General features: G+C 71.8%; 16 protein-coding genes. 2 read left to right on the forward strand and 14 right to left on the reverse strand.

All coding sequences use genetic code 11. The features are described 5' to 3' along the window. Positions 1-255: hypothetical protein (locus ACYVK5_RS17900; protein WP_460707319.1), on the reverse strand; the 255-nt coding region annotated here is incomplete at its 3' end. Positions 256-276: 21 nt separating this feature from the next. On the opposite strand from ACYVK5_RS17900, the gene ACYVK5_RS17905 reads away from it, so the two are divergent. Further along, a complete protein-coding gene (locus tag ACYVK5_RS17905; protein WP_460707320.1) occupies positions 277-2,550 on the forward strand; it encodes a DEAD/DEAH box helicase in 2,274 nt (757 codons plus the stop codon). Between the two features lie 4 nt (positions 2,551-2,554). Here ACYVK5_RS17905 and ACYVK5_RS17910 read toward each other — a convergent pair whose 3' ends face one another. Beyond that, positions 2,555-3,997 carry a hypothetical protein gene (locus tag ACYVK5_RS17910; protein ID WP_460707321.1) on the reverse strand — a complete coding sequence of 481 codons (1,443 nt, stop codon included), beginning with the start codon at positions 3,995-3,997 and terminating at the stop codon, positions 2,555-2,557. A gap of 247 nt (positions 3,998-4,244) precedes the next feature. On the opposite strand from ACYVK5_RS17910, the gene ACYVK5_RS17915 reads away from it, so the two are divergent. After that, entirely contained in the window at positions 4,245-4,502 is a 258-nt protein-coding gene (locus tag ACYVK5_RS17915) for an excisionase family DNA-binding protein (RefSeq protein WP_460707322.1), read from the forward strand. A 67-nt stretch (positions 4,503-4,569) separates the two neighbouring features. Here ACYVK5_RS17915 and ACYVK5_RS17920 read toward each other — a convergent pair whose 3' ends face one another. From ACYVK5_RS17920 to gndA, 12 genes are all read right to left on the reverse strand, one after another. Further along, positions 4,570-4,884: a hypothetical protein gene (locus tag ACYVK5_RS17920; protein WP_460707323.1), complete on the reverse strand. Its 315-nt coding sequence runs from the start codon at positions 4,882-4,884 to the stop codon at positions 4,570-4,572. Beyond that, positions 4,881-5,543 carry a hypothetical protein gene (locus ACYVK5_RS17925; protein ID WP_460707324.1) on the reverse strand — a complete coding sequence of 221 codons (663 nt, stop codon included), beginning with the start codon at positions 5,541-5,543 and terminating at the stop codon, positions 4,881-4,883. Before ACYVK5_RS17925 ends, ACYVK5_RS17920 begins: the two co-directional genes overlap by 4 nt. A 70-nt stretch (positions 5,544-5,613) precedes the next feature. After that, positions 5,614-6,546: a WXG100 family type VII secretion target gene (locus tag ACYVK5_RS17930; RefSeq protein WP_460707325.1), complete on the reverse strand. Its 933-nt coding sequence runs from the start codon at positions 6,544-6,546 to the stop codon at positions 5,614-5,616. Positions 6,547-6,647: 101 nt separating this feature from the next. Beyond that, positions 6,648-8,342: an NAD-binding protein gene (locus ACYVK5_RS17935; protein ID WP_460707326.1), complete on the reverse strand. Its 1,695-nt coding sequence runs from the start codon at positions 8,340-8,342 to the stop codon at positions 6,648-6,650. A 276-nt stretch (positions 8,343-8,618) separates the two neighbouring features. Beyond that, positions 8,619-10,757, reverse strand: a complete 2,139-nt coding sequence (locus ACYVK5_RS17940) for a 3-hydroxyacyl-CoA dehydrogenase NAD-binding domain-containing protein (protein ID WP_460707327.1) — start codon at positions 10,755-10,757, stop codon at positions 8,619-8,621. Then, positions 10,754-12,004: a thiolase family protein gene (locus tag ACYVK5_RS17945; RefSeq protein WP_460707328.1), complete on the reverse strand. Its 1,251-nt coding sequence runs from the start codon at positions 12,002-12,004 to the stop codon at positions 10,754-10,756. Before ACYVK5_RS17945 ends, ACYVK5_RS17940 begins: the two co-directional genes overlap by 4 nt. A 259-nt stretch (positions 12,005-12,263) precedes the next feature. Then, positions 12,264-13,364 carry a lipid II:glycine glycyltransferase FemX gene (locus ACYVK5_RS17950; RefSeq protein ID WP_460707329.1) on the reverse strand — a complete coding sequence of 367 codons (1,101 nt, stop codon included), beginning with the start codon at positions 13,362-13,364 and terminating at the stop codon, positions 12,264-12,266. A gap of 88 nt (positions 13,365-13,452) precedes the next feature. Further along, on the reverse strand, positions 13,453-14,691 hold the full coding sequence (locus tag ACYVK5_RS17955) for an HRDC domain-containing protein (RefSeq protein WP_460707330.1): 1,239 nt from the start codon (positions 14,689-14,691) through the stop codon (positions 13,453-13,455). Continuing rightward, positions 14,688-15,305 carry a DUF3000 domain-containing protein gene (locus ACYVK5_RS17960; protein WP_460707331.1) on the reverse strand — a complete coding sequence of 206 codons (618 nt, stop codon included), beginning with the start codon at positions 15,303-15,305 and terminating at the stop codon, positions 14,688-14,690. Before ACYVK5_RS17960 ends, ACYVK5_RS17955 begins: the two co-directional genes overlap by 4 nt. 302 nt (positions 15,306-15,607) lie before the next feature. Continuing rightward, positions 15,608-16,039, reverse strand: coding sequence for a DUF805 domain-containing protein (locus tag ACYVK5_RS17965; RefSeq protein WP_460707332.1), 432 nt, complete (start codon positions 16,037-16,039; stop codon positions 15,608-15,610). Between the two features lie 203 nt (positions 16,040-16,242). Continuing rightward, a complete protein-coding gene (locus ACYVK5_RS17970) occupies positions 16,243-17,559 on the reverse strand; it encodes a carboxylate--amine ligase (protein ID WP_460707333.1) in 1,317 nt (438 codons plus the stop codon). Beyond that, positions 17,556-18,989, reverse strand: coding sequence for an NADP-dependent phosphogluconate dehydrogenase (gndA, locus tag ACYVK5_RS17975; RefSeq protein ID WP_460707334.1), 1,434 nt, complete (start codon positions 18,987-18,989; stop codon positions 17,556-17,558). The genes ACYVK5_RS17970 and gndA overlap by 4 nt, the downstream gene beginning before the upstream one ends. Positions 18,990-19,151 lie beyond the last annotated feature (162 nt).

Consider the following 19,151-nt stretch of genomic DNA (forward strand, 5'->3'; position numbering starts at 1 on the left):
GGCGCGGCCCGGCGCGGCCCGGCCCGGCGCGGCCCGGTCCGGCGCGGTCCGGCCCGGCGCGCCGCCACCGTCGGCCATGAGCCTGCTGGAGATCGCGCCGGTCGAGGCGATCCAGCCGCTCGCCAGTCCCCCGAGCGCATCGGCACGAGCTTGCTTACGCCACAGGGGCCGGAAACGAAACCATCCTCCTGGTGCGCTGGAAAAGTGTGCCAAGCGGCTTGCCGCACTATCCGGTGTGAGGGGAATGTCGGACACGGCGGGTACGCTGGCGGCGCGATGACTGAGACTTTCCCGGGTGTTCCGATCACAAGCCGCGAGGCGCGTCAGGTCGTGGAGGAGGCGACCGCTCGGCTGGCGGACGCGCGGCTGCTGCTGGCCTCCGACGGGCCCTATCGCGAGAAGGTCCGCGAGGCCTATCTCGCCGCCCGGCAGGTGCGGGTGTACGCCGAACTGCGCACCGTGGGCGTCGAGGAGCTCGAGAAGCGGCGCAAGAAGCTCAGGGTGGCGGTGCTGCGCAAGAAGGGGTTTCGTGACGTGCCCCAGGTGCTGGAGGCCGGCGTCGACGGGCTGGTCGAGGCCGGCATCGGGGAGACGACGGCGCGTCCCGCCGTCGCCGCGGCCACCGAGCTGGCGGACGAGGTCGACGCGGACCTGCGCTTCCGGATCGACGTCGATCCGGACGACCCGTACGCCACCGACCTCGTGCGGTCGCTGCGGATGTTCGGCACCGTGACCGACGCACGGCACCGGCACTACGACGACGCGCGCCGGCTCCACGCGGTCCTTCCGCAGTACATCGCCCCGGCGCAGGCCCTGACGCGCTGGTGGCGGCGCCTGCTTGCGGACACCGGCAGGCGGGCGGAGGCGAACGCCGCGATCGGCGCGCTGCGCAACGCACTCGCGGCGTCGTCCCCGGACCTGGCGGCGGCCGCGGGCCGGGTGCGGACCGTCGTCGGGCGGCGCGGCGCCGGGGATGTGTGGGAGGACTTCGAGCGGCGGTCCGCCGAGTACTACGGCCTGCTCAGCCAGGTCGTGGACCTCGGCGACGACCACGAGGCGGCCGAGGGCTTCCTGCCGGCCGACGTCGTGCGGCGGGTCGAGGCGCAGCCCCTGGACCGGTCCCTCCTGCACGCGAACCTGCGCGCCTACCAGGCGTTCGGCGCGAAGTACGCGCTGGTGCAGCGCCGCACGATCCTCGGCGACGAGATGGGCCTCGGTAAGACGATGCAGTCCCTCGCGACGATGACTCACCTGGCGGCCACGCGGCCCGACGACGACGGCCCGGCGCACTTCCTCGTGGTGTGCCCGGCGAGCGTGGTCACGAACTGGGCCCGCGAGGTGACCACGCACTCCCGCCTGACCGCCGTGGTGATGCACGGCGGGGACCGGGACGACGCGGCGCGCGCGTGGGTCGCGTCCGGCGGCGTCGGGGTCACGACGTTCGAGATGCTCGGGCGCCTCCGCCTGCCCGACGACCTGAGCCCCACGCTCATGGTGGTCGACGAGGCGCACTACGTGAAGAATCCGGAGACGCTGCGCGGGCAGACCGTCCGCACGTGGTCGGACCGGGCGGACCGGGTGCTGTTCCTGTCGGGGACGCCGATGGAGAACAAGGTCGCGGAGTTCAAGGCGATGGTCGGCTATCTGCAGCCGGCCGTGGCCCGGCAGCTCGACCCGAACGCCGACCTGTCCGGCGCGCAGGCGTTCCGGCGTATCGTCGCGCCCGCCTACCTGCGGCGCAATACCGAGGACGTGCTCACCGAACTGCCCGATCTGGTCCAGGTCGAGGAGTGGGAGCAGTTCGGGCACGTCGACGGCGCCGCCTACCGGCGGGCGGTCGCGGACGGCAACTTCATGGCGATGCGGCGGGCCGCGTTCGCCGTCGAGCGGGCCGACGACTCCGCGAAGCTCGTGCGGTTGCGGGCGCTCGTGGACGAGGCCGCGGAGAACGGCCGGCGTGTCATCGTGTTCTCCTACTTCCTCGACGTACTCGACCAGGTGATGGAACTGCTCGGCGACGTCGCGGTGGGGCCGCTCACCGGGAAGGTGAAGGTCGCCGAGCGGCAGGAGATGGTGGACAGCCTGTCCGCGCCGGACGGCCCCCGCGTGCTCGTCAGCCAGATCACCGCCGGGGGCGTGGGGCTGAACGTGCAGGCGGCGTCCGTGGTGATCTTCTGCGAGCCGCAGGTCAAGCCGACCATCGAGGCGCAGGCCGTGGCGCGTGCGCACCGGATGGGGCAGACCCGGACCGTGCAGGTGCACCGCCTGCTCGTGGCCGATTCCGTGGACCAGCGCATGATGGAGATCCTCGACACGAAGGCCGCGCTGTTCGAGCAGTTCGCGCGGCAGTCCGAGATCACCGAGACGTCGGACCTCGCGGTCGCCGTCGGGGAGCCGGCGACGGTCGGGCCGGACGGGGTCGGAGCGGTCGCGCCGCACTCGGAGGCGGAGCTCGGCAAGGCGATCATCGCCGCCGAGCGTGAACGGCTGGCCGCCGCGGACGGCGGGCCCGGGCAGGCCGCCGCCGAGCCCGTGGCGGCGCGACCGTAGGCGGTCACGTCAGATTCCACCAGCAGTTCGTCACTCCGACGCCGGTGATCTCCTGCCGGAGCGAGTCAAACGGTTGCCCGCCGTCCCAGGCGCCGACGAACCAGTAGGTCCCAGCGGGGAGAAGCACCGTCTCCGTGCTGGCGTCGGATGCGGTGTCGCACGCCGCTTGGCCGGCGGCGTCGTCCGGGTACGGCTTGCACGCCTTCTTGCCGGCACATGCCTCGACCACGACGGAACCCGTGGCGGGACCCGCGAAGTCGATGCGGAGGTCGGCGTGCGCGAAGTTCCGGATCGTGATGATTGCCGGTGTCGTCATCGCCTCCTGCGTGCGGGGCGGCAGCGGGATCGATTCGCCGACCTCGGACGCGACACGCGCCGCGGCGAGGACCCGGGCAGCATACGGCCAGCCGCCGTAGCCGGCTTCCTGCAAGGGCTCGATCGTCTTCACCGCCTCCGAGTAGCGATGGTCCCCGAACATGTCCAGTCCGCATTCGAACCGTGCCGTGAGCAGATCGTTCGGGACATCCCTGGCGAGCTGCCGTGTCTCAGGCAACCTCACTTCACGGAGCATCTCGTCGAGGTACTCGGCGGGTTCGAGAACCTTGCAGGCCGAACCTTTGGTGAAGGCGTTCAGGTAGCGCTCACGACGGTCGCGCAACTCACCGACGGTCGCCACCGTCGCGTCGTCGTCGGGGTAGTCGGTCAGGAGAATCCTGAGATTGTCGGCCGCGACGGCGGGCCGTCCGCCGTCGACCATGTCGACGGCGCAGTCGCCGATCAGGCCGGGGGCATCCCGCATGGCTTGCGGAGCCAGAGAGTACTGGCTTGTCCGGTCCTGTGATGCGAACCAGGCGGCGGCGCGGCCGGCGGAGCAGTCGCCGTCCTCTGTCGCTCCTTCGTAGAGTTTCGCGAGTGTGCCGGGGGTGGCCGTGCCGGCGCGGGTGTGGGGGTACCGGTCGGCCAGGTCGACCAGTCCGACGTAGGCCGGGGGATAGTGCTTCTCCGAGAAATGCCGCCAGCTCCCGGTCTGGTCATGGAGACCGTCCAGCACGGTAGCGACATCGGCCTCCAGCTTCTGCTGGAACAGTTCGTACTGGACGACGCCGTAGACAGCGGCCGACAGCGGCACGACGGCGAGGCTTGCCCACGCCGCCCGGCGCAGCGAGGAGAACCGGAGCCCGAGCCGACGTCGCCCCCGGGCGGCACGACGCACCGCGAGCAGCCCCGCGTCGGCGGCGAGCAGGGCGAGAACGCCGGCGTAGGCACCGATCCACGACCAGCCGCGTCCGTCCCAGGTGACCGGCAGCGCCAGGACGACGCCGCCAACGGTGACGAGCAGGGCGACCAGGAACCGGAACCAGGCCCGCAGGTGGAGGTAACCAAGCCCCAGCCCGGAGAGGTTGAGCAGCGCGGCACGCCAGGCGGGACGCCGTATTTCGGAGTTCACGGGGGAAATTGTAGGGTTGCCCGAGATGGCGGCGGGCCGCTTTGCGGCTGAGCGGTGGGTGAAATGGTGACGGCTCGGTTGCGTGGCATCCGCCGCGGTCGACGACCCGTCGCGGTGCGGTGAGGGTGTCCTGGCGAGGATCGCCAGGCCTGGCCCTCGGGTGAAGATGGAAAACCTCTTCCACAGGACTCGGTTCTCGTAGCGTTTCGACTGGACTCGTGATGCCCGGTTGAGTCAGACTTTCCCTGTGAGTGAATTCACACAGCAACCAACATCCGACACCGCGGTCGGCGCCGGCGATTCCGCCTCGCACGGGCAGGACCTGACGGCGGCCGAGGCAGCTCGCCGACTCGGCGTGTCGTCCCTGCACGTCATCGATCTGCTGGAGGCGGGCGCGCTCGACTTCCACATGGTCGGCTCGGACATCTGCTTCGACGCGGCCGACGTGGACACCTACAAGGCGGACCGGGAGTCCCGCGACGAGGAGAGCCTCGTCAGCGCCTGACCCGCTGCCGGGGCGTCCGCGCCCGCGGACGGCCTGCGGCGGCATCCTGGCGCGGGCGACCTGACCTCTACCGGCGGCGGATCTTCCCGTACCGGGACCACTTGCCGATCGCGCGGAAGAGCGCGAAGACGCTGAATGCCCCGCCGAGGACCACCGGGACCCAGGGGAACGGGTCACCGGCGTCGAACCCGCGGAAGTTGTCCTCGTAGCCGCCCGCCTGGGCCGTGGCCCAGCCGCCCCAGGTGAGGGCGATCACGAACAGCCCCACCCCGATGAAGAACGTCCACATGGTCGCGACGCGCCGGGCCCCGTCCGGGCTGTCCGGGTCGACGCGCTTCGCCTGACCCTGCCGGTCCGCGGAGCCGTTCCTGGGGCCGCTCACGCCGCGAGGCCCTTCGCCACCACCTGGAAGGTCGGGTCGGCGTCGATGACGACGGGTTCGGGCATGGCGTCCGGCGTGCCGCTCGTGAACTCCCAGGTGTTCTTCTCGTCGATGCGGATGGCCGCGGCACGCGTCGTCGTACCGGTCGACTCGAGCAGGCGGACGGTTCCGGCGAACGGGCGTTCGGGCACGTCGTTGAAGGCCGCCTTGACGTAGTCCGAGGCCAGCTCCGACAGGGGCCGCTCACCGGGGAGCGGCAGCGCCAGCCAGATCCCGTACGGCCTCGGCTCGAGAAGCGCCGCGCCCGCCGGGCTCTTGAGCAGGACGGCGGCGTGCGCCGAGTTCCCGGCACCGCCGGACGCCTCGACCCACTCGGTGGCCTGGTTGATGATCGCCGTCAGGGCGAGCACCTTCCCCTGCGGGGTCAGCTGCTGCTCGGCCTCGTTCGGCACGGCGAGCTTCCGCACGACGAGCGAGCTCACGCCGGCCGAGAGCAGCGGCGAGTCCTTCGGGATCTCGGGGAGGTGCAGCGCCTTGCGTGTGCCGTCGGCGCCGGAATCGTCGGTACCGAGCGAGAGCAGGGTCAGGATCTCGAACCCGGTGAGTTCGATCGCCAGGTCCTGCCGGCCGGTGATCGGCCCGGGCTTCACGTCGTTCATCGTTCTTCCTCCTCGTACGGCCAGGTTGCGCCGGTGGTTCGTGCTCGGTCAGCGGGCAGCGCCGGAGTCGTCACCACGGGGTGATGTCCGAGATGAAGTCGCCCGCGCCCTCGAGCAGGTCCCCGCCAGCATCGTAGATGTCGCCCGCCACGTCCGTGGCGCCGTCCCAGGCGTCGCCGGCGGTGTCGCCCACCCAGTCGGCGGCGTCGCCCGCGGTGTCCCAGGCCCATTCGCCCGCGTTGGAGATTCCGTTCCACGCCGCTTCGGTGATGTTGCCGTCGATGAAGATGTCGGCCACCGCCCAGGCGGCGCCCGCTCCGAGGATGGCCCAGCCCACGGGGTTCGACAGCAGCGCCGCGCCCGCGAGAACCGCGCCGAGGCCGAGGCCCGCGGTGATCGCGCCGTCGCCCACCTTCCACCAGTCGCCCTCGGCGATGCCCTGGCCGATCGTCCAGCCGCCGAGCGCGATGCCCGCCCAGCCGATCGCCTTCCCGGCCCAGCCGAATCCGGCCGGGATGTCGTCGGCGAGGCCCCAGAGCCCGGCGCCGTACCGGTACGCGGTCTCGGCGGCGAACTCGGTGGCGCCGGCGACGCTGGCCCACCAGCCGGTCTCGCCGACCAGGTCGTTGAGCCAGTCGCCCCAGCCGCCGCCGTCAGCCGTGCCGGTCGCGCCGGCCTCTGCTCCCGCGAACGGGTTGTCGCCCGGGTAGGGGCCGCCGACGATGCCGCCGTCGTCGTTGCTCGTCTCGTCCTGGGCGTCGGCGTTGCGTACGAGCGCGTCCGCCGCGGACACGAGGGCGCTGGCGGCGTCGCGCAGGCCGGGGGCGTGGCTGACCTCCCACTCCTCGCGGAACATCTCCCCGCTGGGTCCGAACCACGGGATCTGATCGACCGAACCGGCGATGACCTGCACGGCGGAGCTGAGCTGGTTCGACTTGTCCTCGAACACGCTTGCCAGGGCGCGGAGCTGCTCGATATCTGCGCCGTACAAGTTTCCGCTCACGCGATTGCTCCTGGTTCGTGTTGGTCCGTTCCCGACGGAGACCATAAGCGTGCTGGTCGGCACTCGGTATGGGGAGTGCTCCCCACGTGTTGTACCTCACGTCAGTTCGTGCTCGGGTCTCCCCGTTCCGGCGCGGCCGTCCGGGCGCGGAGGTGCTCCAGGCCGGTGCGTGTCGCGATGACGATGAGGTGGGTGTTGTGCTGGAGCGGGTTCGTGGCCGCCGGCTGGTACACGTCCGTCACGAAGCCTCTCTCGGGGCGGCGGACCGCGAGCAGGCGCACCTCGCCCGGCACGTCCACGTCCCGCGCGGGGCGGTACTCGAGCTCGCTGCGCGCGTGCATCGGGACTTCGGCGACCAGCAGGACGCGATCCCGGAACGGCACGGTGTCGAGCACGTCCGGGCCCATCACGGAGGCCGCGAACGCGGGAGAGGCGAGCGCGGACGCGCTGCGCGGCGCCGAGCGCGGGATGAGGCCCCGCACGCGCCGCGCGAACTCCTCGTCGAAGAGGCGCAGCACGCGGCGTAGCTTCCGGTCCTCCGGATCGCGGTCGACGGAGCCGGCGGCGATGCTGATGCCGATGTTCGCGACGTCGTCGCTGGTCATGGCCATCACCGCCCGGGCGGTGCCGATCTGGGCGGCCTTGAGCACGTCGGTCCGCCTGCCGTCGCCGATCACCACCGGGACACCGTGCTCCCGGGCGAACGGGATGCCGCGCGAACCGTCGTCGCGCAGGTTGACCGCGACCGCGGGGATGCCGCGCTCCAGGAGGGTGGCGAGCACGCGGGTGCCGACGTCACCCAGGCCGACGACGACGACGTGGCCCGACATCGGGGATCCGGGCCCGGACACGGCCGCGGCGAGCCGCGCGCGGACGACGGCGTCCACCAACGCGGCCGTGAGCAGGGGAATCACCGCGACGCTGATCAGCGTGACGACCACCTGCACGCCCCGGGTCCCGAGCGCGGTGGCCTCGTCGGGGTCGGCGCCGGCGAGCGTGTCGAGGACCACCCGGTAGAGGGCGGTGACCCAGTGCACGGGCTCCGCGAGGGACACGAGTGTCGTGCCGGCGACGATCACGAGGGCCAGGACGGCGAGGGCGTACCAGATGTACCGGTTCAGGTTCTGCCGGACGAAGTACCACACGCGACCGTTCGGCCGGCGTGTGTGCTTCGTGGGTTCCGGATCGGGTGGCGCGAGGCCGATCGTGATCCGCCGCTCGAGCCCGGCCTCGTCACCGGGCAGCATCACCGACTCCTCGCCGCGGAGCGCCGCGAGCGTGAGCATCGGCCGGCCGGGCAGCTGGCTCGGCTTGCCGACCACGAAGTCGATGCCGGGCACCTCCAGGTGCCGGGCCTCCCCGAGGGCGAGCGCCACGAGCGGCGGGGCCGCGATCTTCGACGCGGACAGCACGTCGCAGTTCGGCAGGTGGTCGGCGATCCCGGTGCCGAGCTCGTCGTCGAAGAACCGGACCACGAGCCGCACGCCCGGCTTGAGCTCGTTGACCAGCAGCGCGGTCTCGATGTTCCCCGCGTCGTCCTGGTCGAGCAGGGCGACGGCGTCCGCGTCGGCGAGGCGGGCGCGCCGGAAGGCGTCGGCGTCCGGTCGGAGCGACTCCACCGTCGTCACGTGGTCGAGGGCGGCAATCCGGGCGCCGTACTGCGAGCCGGCGTAGGGCAGGATCACGGTGACGTCGCCCTGATAGCGCGTGCTGAGCGCGAACGAGACCCGGAACGCCAGCGGGCCGTCCCCGCACACGACGAAATGGGGGCGCTGCTGCCGCTTCGCAATCACCATGGGCGGGACGATATACCCAGGTCAGCACCAAAGTGAGAAAAATCCGGCGGGCAGTGGCGTGAGCGACGTCGGCGCCGTCCTGCACGAGGTTGGCGACGCCGGCACGAGGCTGGCGACCGGACGTCCCGGGCGATGCGCGTGAACCTCGTGCCGGCGCGGCCAACCTCGTGCCTGTCACAGCGAACGCGCCCGCGAACCAGCTGGTTCACGGGCGCGTTCTCGAGCCGCCGCCGCGTGCGAGCGCGGTGGTTCGACGCGCCGCGGGCGACGTGCGGGTCAGGCCGGGACGTTCGCCACGCCGTCGGGCAGGAAGCGCCTGCCCAGCACCTTCTCGCTGTAGCCCGTGCGGTCCAGGTACGGCGTGATGCCGCCCGTGTGGAAGCCCCAGCCGGCGCCGAGGATCATGCACAGGTCGATCTGCTGCGGGCCGGCGACGACCTGCTCGTCCAGCATGAGACCGATCTCCGTGGCGGTCGCGGTGAGGACGGCGTCGAGCACGCCCGGCCCGTCGAGCACGGGGGTGCCGTGGCGGCCGGTCGTGCCCGGCTCGAGCGCCTCGCCGAACGACGCCTGCACGGCCGGGTCGACCGGCTTGGGCAGGCCCTTGGCCGGGGCGTCGAGCACGATCCTGGTGCCCTCGGCCACGATCTTCTTCAGGCCGGGCGACGTCGGGATGCGGTCCCCGAGCTCTTCGCGCAGCGAGGTGAGCACGTGGTCCGCGACGGCCGGGCCGACGAGGTCGGTGAGCTCGAACGTCGGCATCGGGAAGCCGAGCGGTGCGAGCGCGCGGTCCGCGATGTCGACCGGCGTGCCGTTCTCGATCGCCTCGAGCACCTTGCCCATGACGAGGATGAGGAGGCGGTTCACGACGAAGCCCGGGCGGTCGCCCGCCAGGACGGCCGTCTTGCGCAGCTTCTTGGTGATGCCGAACGCGGTGGCCAGCGCCTCGTCGGAGGTCTTGTCGGCGTGGATCACCTCGACCAGCGGCATCTGCGCGACCGGGTTGAAGAAGTGGATGCCCACCACGCGCTCGGGGTGGGCGAGGTCGGCCGACATCTCGGTGATCGACAGCGCCGACGTGTTGGTGGCCAGCACCGCCTCGGGGGAGATGATGCCCTCGAGCTCGGCGAACACCTTCTTCTTCAGGCCCATGACCTCGGTGACGGCCTCGATGACGAAATCGCAGGAGGCGAACTCCTGGATGTCGGTCGTGCCGGACACCGACGCGACGATGCGCCGCGCGGCGCCCTCGGCGAGCTTGCCGCGCTTCACGAGCTTCTCCGCCGTGCCGCGCACGAACTCCAGGCCCTTGTCGACGCGCTCCTGGTCGAGGTCGCGCATGACCACCGGCACCTGGAGGCGCTGGGCGAACAGGAACGCGATCTGCGCCGCCATGAGGCCGGCCCCGACGATGCCCACGCGGGTCACCGGCCGGGCGAGCTTCGGGTCCGGCGCGCCGTGCGGCTTCTTGCCGCCGGAGACGAGGTTGAACGCGTACACGCTCGCCCGCATCTCGTCGGACATGATGAGGTCGGCCAGCGCCTCGTCCTCGGCTGCGAACGCCTCGGCACGGGTGGCGTTGCTGGCCGCCGTGACGAGGTCCAGCGCGCGGTAGGGCGCGGGGCGCGAGTCGCCGATCGTCGCCTCCAGGTGCCGGCGCACGCCGCCGGTGACGGCGTCCCAGACGGGCTGCGGGTCCAGCTCGCGGCGGGCGACCTCGACCTCTCCGGCCAGCACCTTCGCGGCCCACAGGATCGACTGCTCCAGGAAGTCGGCCGCGTCGAACTGCGCGTCGACGAGGCCGATCTCCAGGGCCTCGGCGGGCTTGTACGGCTTCTGCGACGCAGGCCGGGTGAGGATGACGTCGATCGCCCTCTCGATGCCGACCAGGCGCGGCACGATGTAGGCGCCGCCCCAGCCGGGCACGAGGCCGATGGAGGTCTCGGGCAGGCCGAGGGCGGGCGCGTCGGAGGCGACCGTGCGGTAGTCGCAGTTCAGCGCGACCTCGAGGCCGCCGCCCAGCGCGAGGCCGTTGACGAAGGCGAACGTGGGAACGCCGTGCTGCTCGCGCAGATCGCCGAGGATCGAGTAGGCCCGGTGCCCGGCGCGGCCGAGCTCGAGCGCGTCCTCGCGGGTGCTGATGGCCTGGGCGCCCTTGAGGTCCGCGCCGGCGGCGAGGAAGTACGGCTTGCCGGTGACGGCGACGGCGGCGAGCTCGCCGGCCGCGGCGCGCCCGCGCAGCCCCTCCAGCGCGGCGGTGAGCTCGGCCATGCCCTGCGGGCCGAGCGTGTTCGGCTTGGTGTGGTCGAAGCCGTTGTCCAGCGTGACGAGGGCGAGGGTGCCGGCTCCGCCGGGGAGGGCGACGTCGCGGACGAGGGCGTGGGTGACGCGCTCGGCGGGGGCGTTCTCGGTCACTTGTCGTTCTCCTCGCTGGTGTGGCCGGTGTAGTCGGCGTGGTGCGGGTTCTCCCAGATGACGGTGCCGCCCTGGCCCAGGCCCACGCACATGGTGGTGATGCCGTAGCGCACCTCGGGGTGCTGCTCGAACTGGCGGGCGAGCTGCGTCATGAGGCGCACGCCCGACGACGCCAGCGGGTGGCCCATCGCGATGGCGCCGCCGTACGGGTTGACGCGCGGGTCGTCGTCCGCGATGCCGTAGTGGTCCAGGAACGACAGCACCTGCACGGCGAAGGCCTCGTTGATCTCGAACAGGCCGATGTCGTCGATGGTCAGGCCCGCACCGGCGAGGGCCTTGTCGGTGGCGGGGACCGGGCCGTAGCCCATGATCTCCGGGGCCACGCCCGCGAACGCGTAGGACACCAGGCGCATCCGGACCGGGAGGCCGAGCTCGGCGGCGGTGTCACCGGCGGCGAGGACGGACGCGGTGGCGCCGTCGGTCAGCGGGGACGACGTCGCCGGGGTGACGCGGCCGCCGGGGCGGAACGGCGTCTTGAGGTCGGCGATGCCTTCCATGGTGGTCTCGGGGCGGGGCAGCTCGTCGGCGGTGGCCAGGCCCCAGCCCAGCTCCGCCGAGCGCACGGCGATCGGCACGAGGTCCGGTTCGATGTTCCCGTTGGCCAGTGCCTTGGCGTACTTGGCCTGGGAGTTCACCGCGTACGCGTCGGCGCGTTCCTTGGTGAGCTGCGGGAACGTGTCGTGCAGGTTCTCCGCGGTGACGCCCATGTTGAGCGCCTGCGGGTCGACGAGCTTCTCGGAGACGAAGCGCGGGTTCACGTCCGCGCTGAAGCCCATGGGGTGGCGGCCCATGTGCTCGACACCGCCCGCGACGGTGATGTCGGCCGCGCCCAGGGCGATGGAGCCCGCGGTGGTCGTCACCGCCGTCATGGCGCCGGCGCACATGCGGTCGATGGCGTAGCCGGGCACGGTGTTGGGCAGGCCGGCCAGCACGCCGGCGGTGCGGCCGAGGGTCAGACCCTGGTCGCCCTCCTGTGTGGTGGCCGCGACCGCGACCTCGCCGATGCGCTCGGCGGGCAGTTCGGGGTGGCGGCGCAGCAGTTCGCGGATCAGCTTGACGACGAGGTCGTCGGCGCGGGTCTCGGCGAACAGGCCGTCGGGCTTCGCCTTGCCGAACGGGGTACGGACGCCGTCGACGAAGACGACGTCGCGTACGGTCCGGCGCGTGGGCGCGGATGTGGCCGTCATGGGCAGCTCCTTGGTCGGACGGCGGCGTCCCTCAGCGACGCCGCTCGGTGCTCGCAATACACGCTACCCCGAGTATCGGTAAAAAACCTAGCCCTGACGAGACTGAGTTCACCCGTGTGTGAGATGCAGTCTCAGCCCTCGATCGGTCTCGTCTCTTGCCGACCCGACCGGTCCCCGGCCGCCGGACCGGTGGCGAAGACGCCCGCAGGCGAGGTACGAGCCGAGGACGGCTGAGCCCGGCGGCTCGGGAAAGCAGAGTTCAGTGCGCGCCCCGGAGCTTGCGCACCACCTTCTTGGCCGTCGGCAGGGCGTTGTTCCACGTGCTGTACCAGCGGGAGAACGGCACGTCGATGCTGCCCACGAGCTCGTCCTCGTGCTTGGCGAATCCTCGCTTGAAGTTGGAGATGCCGTCGTTCAGCAGGCCGTTGACGTCGTAGCGGATCACGCCGCGCTCCTTCATGGCGCGGATGGCGTGCCACTTCAGGCCGTAGTTGGCCCGCAGGTTCATGCCGTCGTCGTTCATGCCGCCGTACAGCTCGAACGACGTCGTGTTCGACGCCGCGAACCACACGAACGACACGGGACGGTCGTGCGGGCCTCCGTCGGACGAGCGGGCGAAGGCCGCGAAGATCGGCGAGGAGCTGCCGAGGGCGGACTTCACCAGGTGGTAGTAGCTGTCCGAGTGCAGCCCGAACCCGGCACGCTCGGCGGTCTCGTGGTAGATCGAGAGACAGGCCTGGACCTCGCGGGACGAGGTGACCTCGCGGAACTCCAGGTCCTCGCGGAGCGACTTGCGGATGTACTGGCGGGTCTTCTTCGACATCGCCGACATCAGCTCGTCCTCGCTCTTGCGCAGGTCGAGGATCAGCGTGGACGGGTACAGCACCGGGTTGGGCGCGTAGCGCCGGTTCGGCAGGTCGGCCTGGGTGCCGACGGGCCAGTCCGGCTCGATGGTGATGCCCACGCCCCCCACGTTGTCCCGCGCCCATTCCGTGACGGCGTTCGTGACGAGGTTACGGGTGGCGGTGTCGCCCACGCCGAAGACCGCCCGCATGGTGTTCGCCCCGTCGAGGTGTGCCACGACCGGCCCGCGCGGCACGTAGGTGAGCGCCTTGAACTGCGCGGGCAGGGGCCGCTCCAGCACCTGCGCCACGCCTGCCGTACGGCCGTCCGCCGTGACCCGCAGCCGGTGCGCCGTCCATGCCCCGGCGGACTTCACCTCGCCCCAGCCCCACAGCTGCAGCGGATGGCCCCCGAGTCCGTTGACCTCGCGGTCCCAGATGGACCGCTCGGTGACGAGCTCGACGGAGACCGAGGCGGCGGCTGATGTGGCAGGCGAGGGCGTCGCGGAGGCTGGCATGGTCAGACTCTATCGAGAGGGACGGACATCGACGAAGAGTGGCATTCGACGAAATGCCGACGCCGGATTCGCCACATCACCAGTGCGGTCAGCGAATGTCGGCGAGGGCCTCGGCGAGAGGTGCCGCGAGCAGTTCGATCTGCCATTCCCGGGCCCGCCGTTCCCGCAGGAACTCCGCGACCGCGCCGGCGTCCGCCGGCACAGGCGGCTTCCAGCACAGCCGGCGCAGCGCGTCGGGCTGCAGGAGGTTCTCCACCGGCACGGAGAGCCGCTCCGAGAACGTCGCGACGAGGTCGCGCGCACCCTTGAGGCGGCGGGCCGCGACCGGGTCGCGGTCGCCCCACAGCCGGGGTGCGGGCGGGCCGTCGGCGCGGGGGCCGCGCACGCTGGGGAGCCGGCTCTCGGGGAGCTCGCGCGCCTCGTCGATGGCGCGCTGCCAGTATCCGGCCCGGCGGCGGGTGCCCTTGCCGGCGAACTCGGGCAGCCCCACGAGCTGCCCGGCCGTGCGGGGCATGGCGCGGGCAGCGGCGACGATCGCCCGGTCCGGCAGGACGCGGCCCGGCGAGATGTCGCGCGCGCGGGCGGTCGCGTCGCGCGCCTCCCACAGAGCCTTGACGACGGCGACCTGGCGCGGGTTGCGCAGGACGTGCATGCCAGAGGTGCGGCGCCACGGGTCGACGCGCGGGGGAGGCGGTGGCGCGGTCCGCACGGCCTCGAACTCCTGGGCGGCCCATTCGGCCTTGCCCGCGGCCTCGAGCTGTTCCGCGAGGGTGTCGCGGACCTCCACGAGGACCTCGACGTCGAGGGCGGCGTAGCGCAGCCAGTCCTCGGGCAGCGGACGGGTGGACCAGTCCACGGCGGAGTGCTCCTTGGCGAGGCCGAGCCCCAGCGTCTCGGCGACGACGGCGGCCAGGCCGACGCGTTCGAAACCCAGTAGGCGCGCCGCGAGTTCCGTGTCGAAGACGCGCGCGGGGACGAGGCCGTGCTCGCTCAGTCCGGGCAGGTCCTGCGACGCGGCGTGCAGCACGTACTCGGCGTCGCCGACGGCCTCGGCGAGGGGGGAGAGGTCGGGCAGCGTCACGGGGTCGATCAGGGCGATCCCCGCTCCGGCGCGCTTGAGCTGCACGAGGTAGGTGGCCTGGCCGTAGCGGTACCCGGAGGCGCGCTCCGCGTCGGCGGCGACGGGTCCGGTGCCGCGGGCGAACGCGGCGACGACCTTCTCGAGGTCCTCGGGCCGGGCGGCCACGGGCGGCATGCCCCCGGCGGGCTCCGTCAGCGGCGTGACCGCGGCGCCGTCGCCGGCGCCGGGCACAGGGGGTTCGCTCATGGGCCTACCGTATGCGGGCGCTGGGACCGGTCGGTAAAGCGCCTGGTGATCGCGGTGACACCGGCGGGCAGGGGAGGTATCCCGGCGGCGGTCGACAGGAGCGCCGTCCACGCCTGCAGGTGGGCGCCGAGGCGCGTGTCCACGGGCGTCCACGACGCGCGGAGCTCGAGGTCGACGGCGTCGGGTGTGCTCGCCAGCGCCCCGAAGCTCTTCGACAGCACGCGGGTCACCGTCCCGCCCTCGGCGAGCACGTCGGTGCCGGGCCGCAGCCCGGCGAGATCGAGGCACTCGGGGATCCAGGACCAGGCGACATCGGCGAGCAGCGGATCGGCGGCCATCTCGGGCTCGAGGGTGGCGCGCACCAGGGTGACGACCCGGAAGGTGCCCTGCCAGGAATCCTGGCCCCCGGGATCGTGCAGGACCACGAATCTCCCGGTGGCCACGGTGTCGCCGTCGGCCCCGGCGTCGTCGGCGACCTCGCCGGACAGCGCGACGCTGTACGGGGCCACGCGCACGGGGGCCGCGATCTCCTCGACGTGCACCCCGGGTCGTGCGCCCTGGCCACGTAGATCGGCGAGGGCGTCCGCGAACTCGGCCGGCACGTCGTTGCTCACCTCTGCAACGGTACGCGCCGCGTACCCGGGGACCGGGCAGGCACGCGGACGCCGCGACCCGTCCGTGCCCAGATCGTGACCCGGTCGCGGGGCGCGCGCCGGAGTTGCCGGTCGAAACCGGTCTCCCGGCCGGCGGGGCCGCGCAGCCGCAGCCGGCAGCGGCAGTGGCGTCCGGCTCATGCCCGTCCCGGCGCCGGACATGACGGAGCGACCGGCGGGAGAGTTCCCACCGGCCGCGCCGTCATGGCAGGCGGCCGCGGCTGTCGGGCCGAGCCGTCAGATCGGGTCGTCAGGCCTGACCGTCAGGCCTGGACCGGCAGCGGGGCGGCCTTCGGGTCGGGGCCGAAGCGGTTGGGGCCGGGAGTGCCGGACCCCGCGAGGAAGACCAGCAGGATGATCCCGCCGACGAACGGGATGAAGCCCATGAAGTAGAAGAACCCCGAACGGTCCGTGTCGTGCAGCCGGCGTACGACGACGGCGATGGTCGGCAGGAGGAACCCGACCGCGACGGCGAAGAGCAGGAGCATCGCGACCACCGCGAACGCGGGCAGCTCCTCGCTCCCGGTGGGGTCGCTTGCGCTCATCACGGCGGTCGGGATGATCACCAGGAAGTAGAGAACGGAGATGACGACGATGTACGCCAGGTAGTACCACCAGAACTCGGACCGGCGCGCCCGCCCGTTGAAGTCCGCATACTTGGACATCACGGTCCGGATCGACTCGACGAAGGACATTCGAGACCTCTCTGTGGCTATGAGGCGGATACCGAACACCGCCCATTCATGACATAGTGTGACGTCTTCCACACGTTCTTCACGCCATGTCGCGCTATCTCCGGGTAAATCTGCATGATTTGGCGCCGAATCGTTACGGCGGGGACCGTGCCGGACGGGAAGGATCCGCCCGGCACGGTCCCCGCCGTCGCGTTCGTCGTCGCTCAGTACCCCGTGCTGGTGGGCTCCGGGTAGTACTGGGCGTACTTGCGACGGTAGTTCTGCGTGATCGCCTCGACGATCAGGCGGCGCTTCATGCCGGTGTCCCGGTCGTACTTCAGCGGGTTGACGACCTTGCCGGCGGCCTTCAGGCCCTTGAGGCGCGCCTTGAGCTCCGGGTCGAGGACGTACTTCAGCAGCAGCCCGAACGGCACCACCGTGTACAGCACCTCGCTCGTGGCCCGCAGCGGCTGGATCGGCCGCCCCAGCACCTGGTCCTCCACGAGCACGCGCGCCACGTTCGCTCCGCCGGCGGTCACGTAGAAGTTGTTCCGCCCGATGCGCGGGTTCACCTCGAAGTACACGTGCTCGCCCGTGCGCGGGTCGAGCTTGTAGTCGAAGTTCGCGAAGCCCACGTAGCCGGTCGCGTCGAGGAAGCGGGTGGCGGCCTCCATGGCGTCGTCGTACGGCTCCACGAGGATCGCGGCCGGGATGCCGAGCGTGCCCGGCGTGTGCTCCTCCAGCAGTACCCGGCCCGTGGCCAGCAGCGTCACCGTGCCCGACGAGTCGCGGTACGCCGTCAGCGACCGCATCTGCGTCTCGTCGCCCGGGATGAACTCCTGCACCAGGAACGCGCTCGGGTATCCGGCGTCGACCAGGTGCCGCAGCACCTCGTCCAGCTCGGCGCGGCTGTTCAGGTGGTGGATCTTCGCCTTGCCCGGGAACGACACGTAGTGCCAGTCCGCGCTGTTCGACGGCTTGCCGATGAGCGGGAACTGCAGGTCCAGTTCCAGTTCGGCCACGGCGGCGTGCCCGCCGTCGGCGACGAGCTTCGGGATGTCGGCCACGACGGTGCGCGGCGTCGGGATGCCGAGGCGGTCGCACACCTCGGCGAATCCCTCCTTGCTGGAGACCTGCTCGAGCACCTCCAGGCTCGGGTACGGCGTCACGAACCCGGCCGCCTCGAGCCGCTCGCGGTGGACGATGACCTCGCGCACGAACCAGTCCGCGTTCGTCAGCAGGATCGGCCGCTTGCCGGCGTGCCGCCGCGCGATGCCCTCCAGCGACGACAGGAACGTCTCGGTGTCGTCCAGGTTCGGCACGACGACGTTCTCCACGATCGCCGAGTCCTGCATCGGCCGGGTCGCGACCGACGACAGCACCACGCCCGTGATCCCGTACTGCTCGTGGAACGCCCGGATCAGGGCGTAGGTGCCGACGTCGCCGCCGACCCCCACCGCGATCGTGTTGTCGCCGGTGATCGAGGGAACCGGCGCCGCCGCGCCGCCTCCCTCGTCCAGGTCCTTGGGGAATCCCCTCACGCCTCAGCCTCCGTGCGGTCACCTGACCAGTCGGTGTGGAACGTGCCGTCGCGGTCCGTGCGACGGTACGTGTGCGCACCGAAGAAGTCCCGCTGCGCCTGGACGAGGGCTGCGGGAAGACGCGGCGCGCGCACCGCATCGTAGTAGGCCAGGGACGAGGAGAACGCCGGGGTGGGGATGCCCGCCTGCGCGGCACCGGCCACGATGCGGCGCCAGGACGCGAGGCCGGCGTCGATCGCGTCGGTGAAGAACTCGTCGGCGATGAGCAGCGGCAGGTTCGCGTCGCGCTCGTACGCCTCGGTGATGCGGTTGAGGAACTGCGCGCGGATGATGCAGCCGCCGCGCCAGATACGGGCCATGGCGCCGCGGTCCACGTTCCAGCCGTATTCGGCCGAGGCGGCCGCGATCTGGTCGAAGCCCTGCGAGTACGCGACGATCTTCGACGCGTACAGCGCCTGGCGCACGTCCTCGACGAAGGCCTCCCGGTCCTTCACCTCCCAGCCGGCGGTGTGGGCGGGCAGCCCGGCCGCCGCCGCGCGCTGCGGCGCCGACCCGGACAGGGAACGGGCGAACGTGGCCTCGGCGATCCCGGTGATCGGCACCCCGAGGTCGAGCCCGTTCTGCACGGTCCAGCGGCCGGTGCCCTTCTGCTCGGCCTGGTCGAGCACGACGTCGACGAACGCCTCGCCCGTGGCTGCGTCCTTGTGGCGCAGCACCTCCGCGGTGATCTCGACGAGGAACGATCCGAGGTCGCCCGTGTTCCACTCGGCGAAGATGTCGCCGATCTCGGCCGCCGACGCGCCCAGGCCGCCCCGCAGCAGGTCGTACGCCTCGGCGATGAGCTGCATGTCGGCGTACTCGATGCCGTTGTGCACCATCTTGACGAAGTGACCCGCGCCGTCGGGGCCGACGTGCGTGCAGCAGGGGACGCCGTCCACGTGCGCGGAGATCTTCTCCAGGATCGGCCCCAGCGACTCGTACGACTCGGCCGTGCCACCCGGCATGATCGAGGGCCCGTTCAGCGCGCCCTCCTCGCCGCCCGACACGCCCGTGCCCACGAAGTGCAGCCCCTGGGCGGCGAGCGCCTGCTCGCGGCGGATCGTGTCGGGGAAGTGCGCGTTCCCGGCGTCGACGACGATGTCGCCCTCCTCCAGGAGGGGCACCAGCTCGTCGATCACCGCGTCGGTCGCCGCGCCCGCCTTGACCATGATGACGACCTTGCGCGGCCGCTCCAGCGAGGCGACGAAGTCCGCCAGGGACTCGGACGCCACGAAGTCACCCTCCCCGCCGTGCTCCGCCACGAGGGACTCGGTGCGTGCGAAGGAACGGTTGTGCACCGCCACGGTGAACCCGTTCCGGGCGAAGTTCCGGGCCAGATTGCGGCCCATGACCGCCAGGCCCGTGACGCCGATCTGTGCTCGTGCTGACAATGTGCGCTCCTGTCGTGCGGACGGTTCAGTCGCAGCCAGCCTAGTTCCGCACGCGGGCCGTGCCAGGCCGTGTCCATCCCCTGACCGGGAACCTCCGGTGGCGAGGCATGCGTCCCGGCTGGTGCCGACGGGCGGGCGGTCCGCCCGGAGACGGCCACTGGA

It is taken from the genome of Myceligenerans halotolerans (assembly GCF_054782975.1).

Excerpts from the sequence above, each read along its gene's own strand:
- ACYVK5_RS17905 (WP_460707320.1), top strand. The coding sequence starts at position 277 with ATGACTGAGACTTTCCCGGGTGTTCCGATCACAAGCCGCGAGGCGCGT.
- ACYVK5_RS17925 (WP_460707324.1), bottom strand. The coding sequence starts at position 5,543 with ATGAACGACGTGAAGCCCGGGCCGATCACCGGCCGGCAGGACCTGGCG.
- ACYVK5_RS17935 (WP_460707326.1), bottom strand. The coding sequence starts at position 8,342 with ATGGTGATTGCGAAGCGGCAGCAGCGCCCCCATTTCGTCGTGTGCGGG.
- ACYVK5_RS17945 (WP_460707328.1), bottom strand. The coding sequence starts at position 12,004 with ATGACGGCCACATCCGCGCCCACGCGCCGGACCGTACGCGACGTCGTC.
- ACYVK5_RS17950 (WP_460707329.1), bottom strand. The coding sequence starts at position 13,364 with ATGCCAGCCTCCGCGACGCCCTCGCCTGCCACATCAGCCGCCGCCTCG.
- ACYVK5_RS17955 (WP_460707330.1), bottom strand. The coding sequence starts at position 14,691 with ATGAGCGAACCCCCTGTGCCCGGCGCCGGCGACGGCGCCGCGGTCACG.
- ACYVK5_RS17965 (WP_460707332.1), bottom strand. The coding sequence starts at position 16,039 with ATGTCCTTCGTCGAGTCGATCCGGACCGTGATGTCCAAGTATGCGGAC.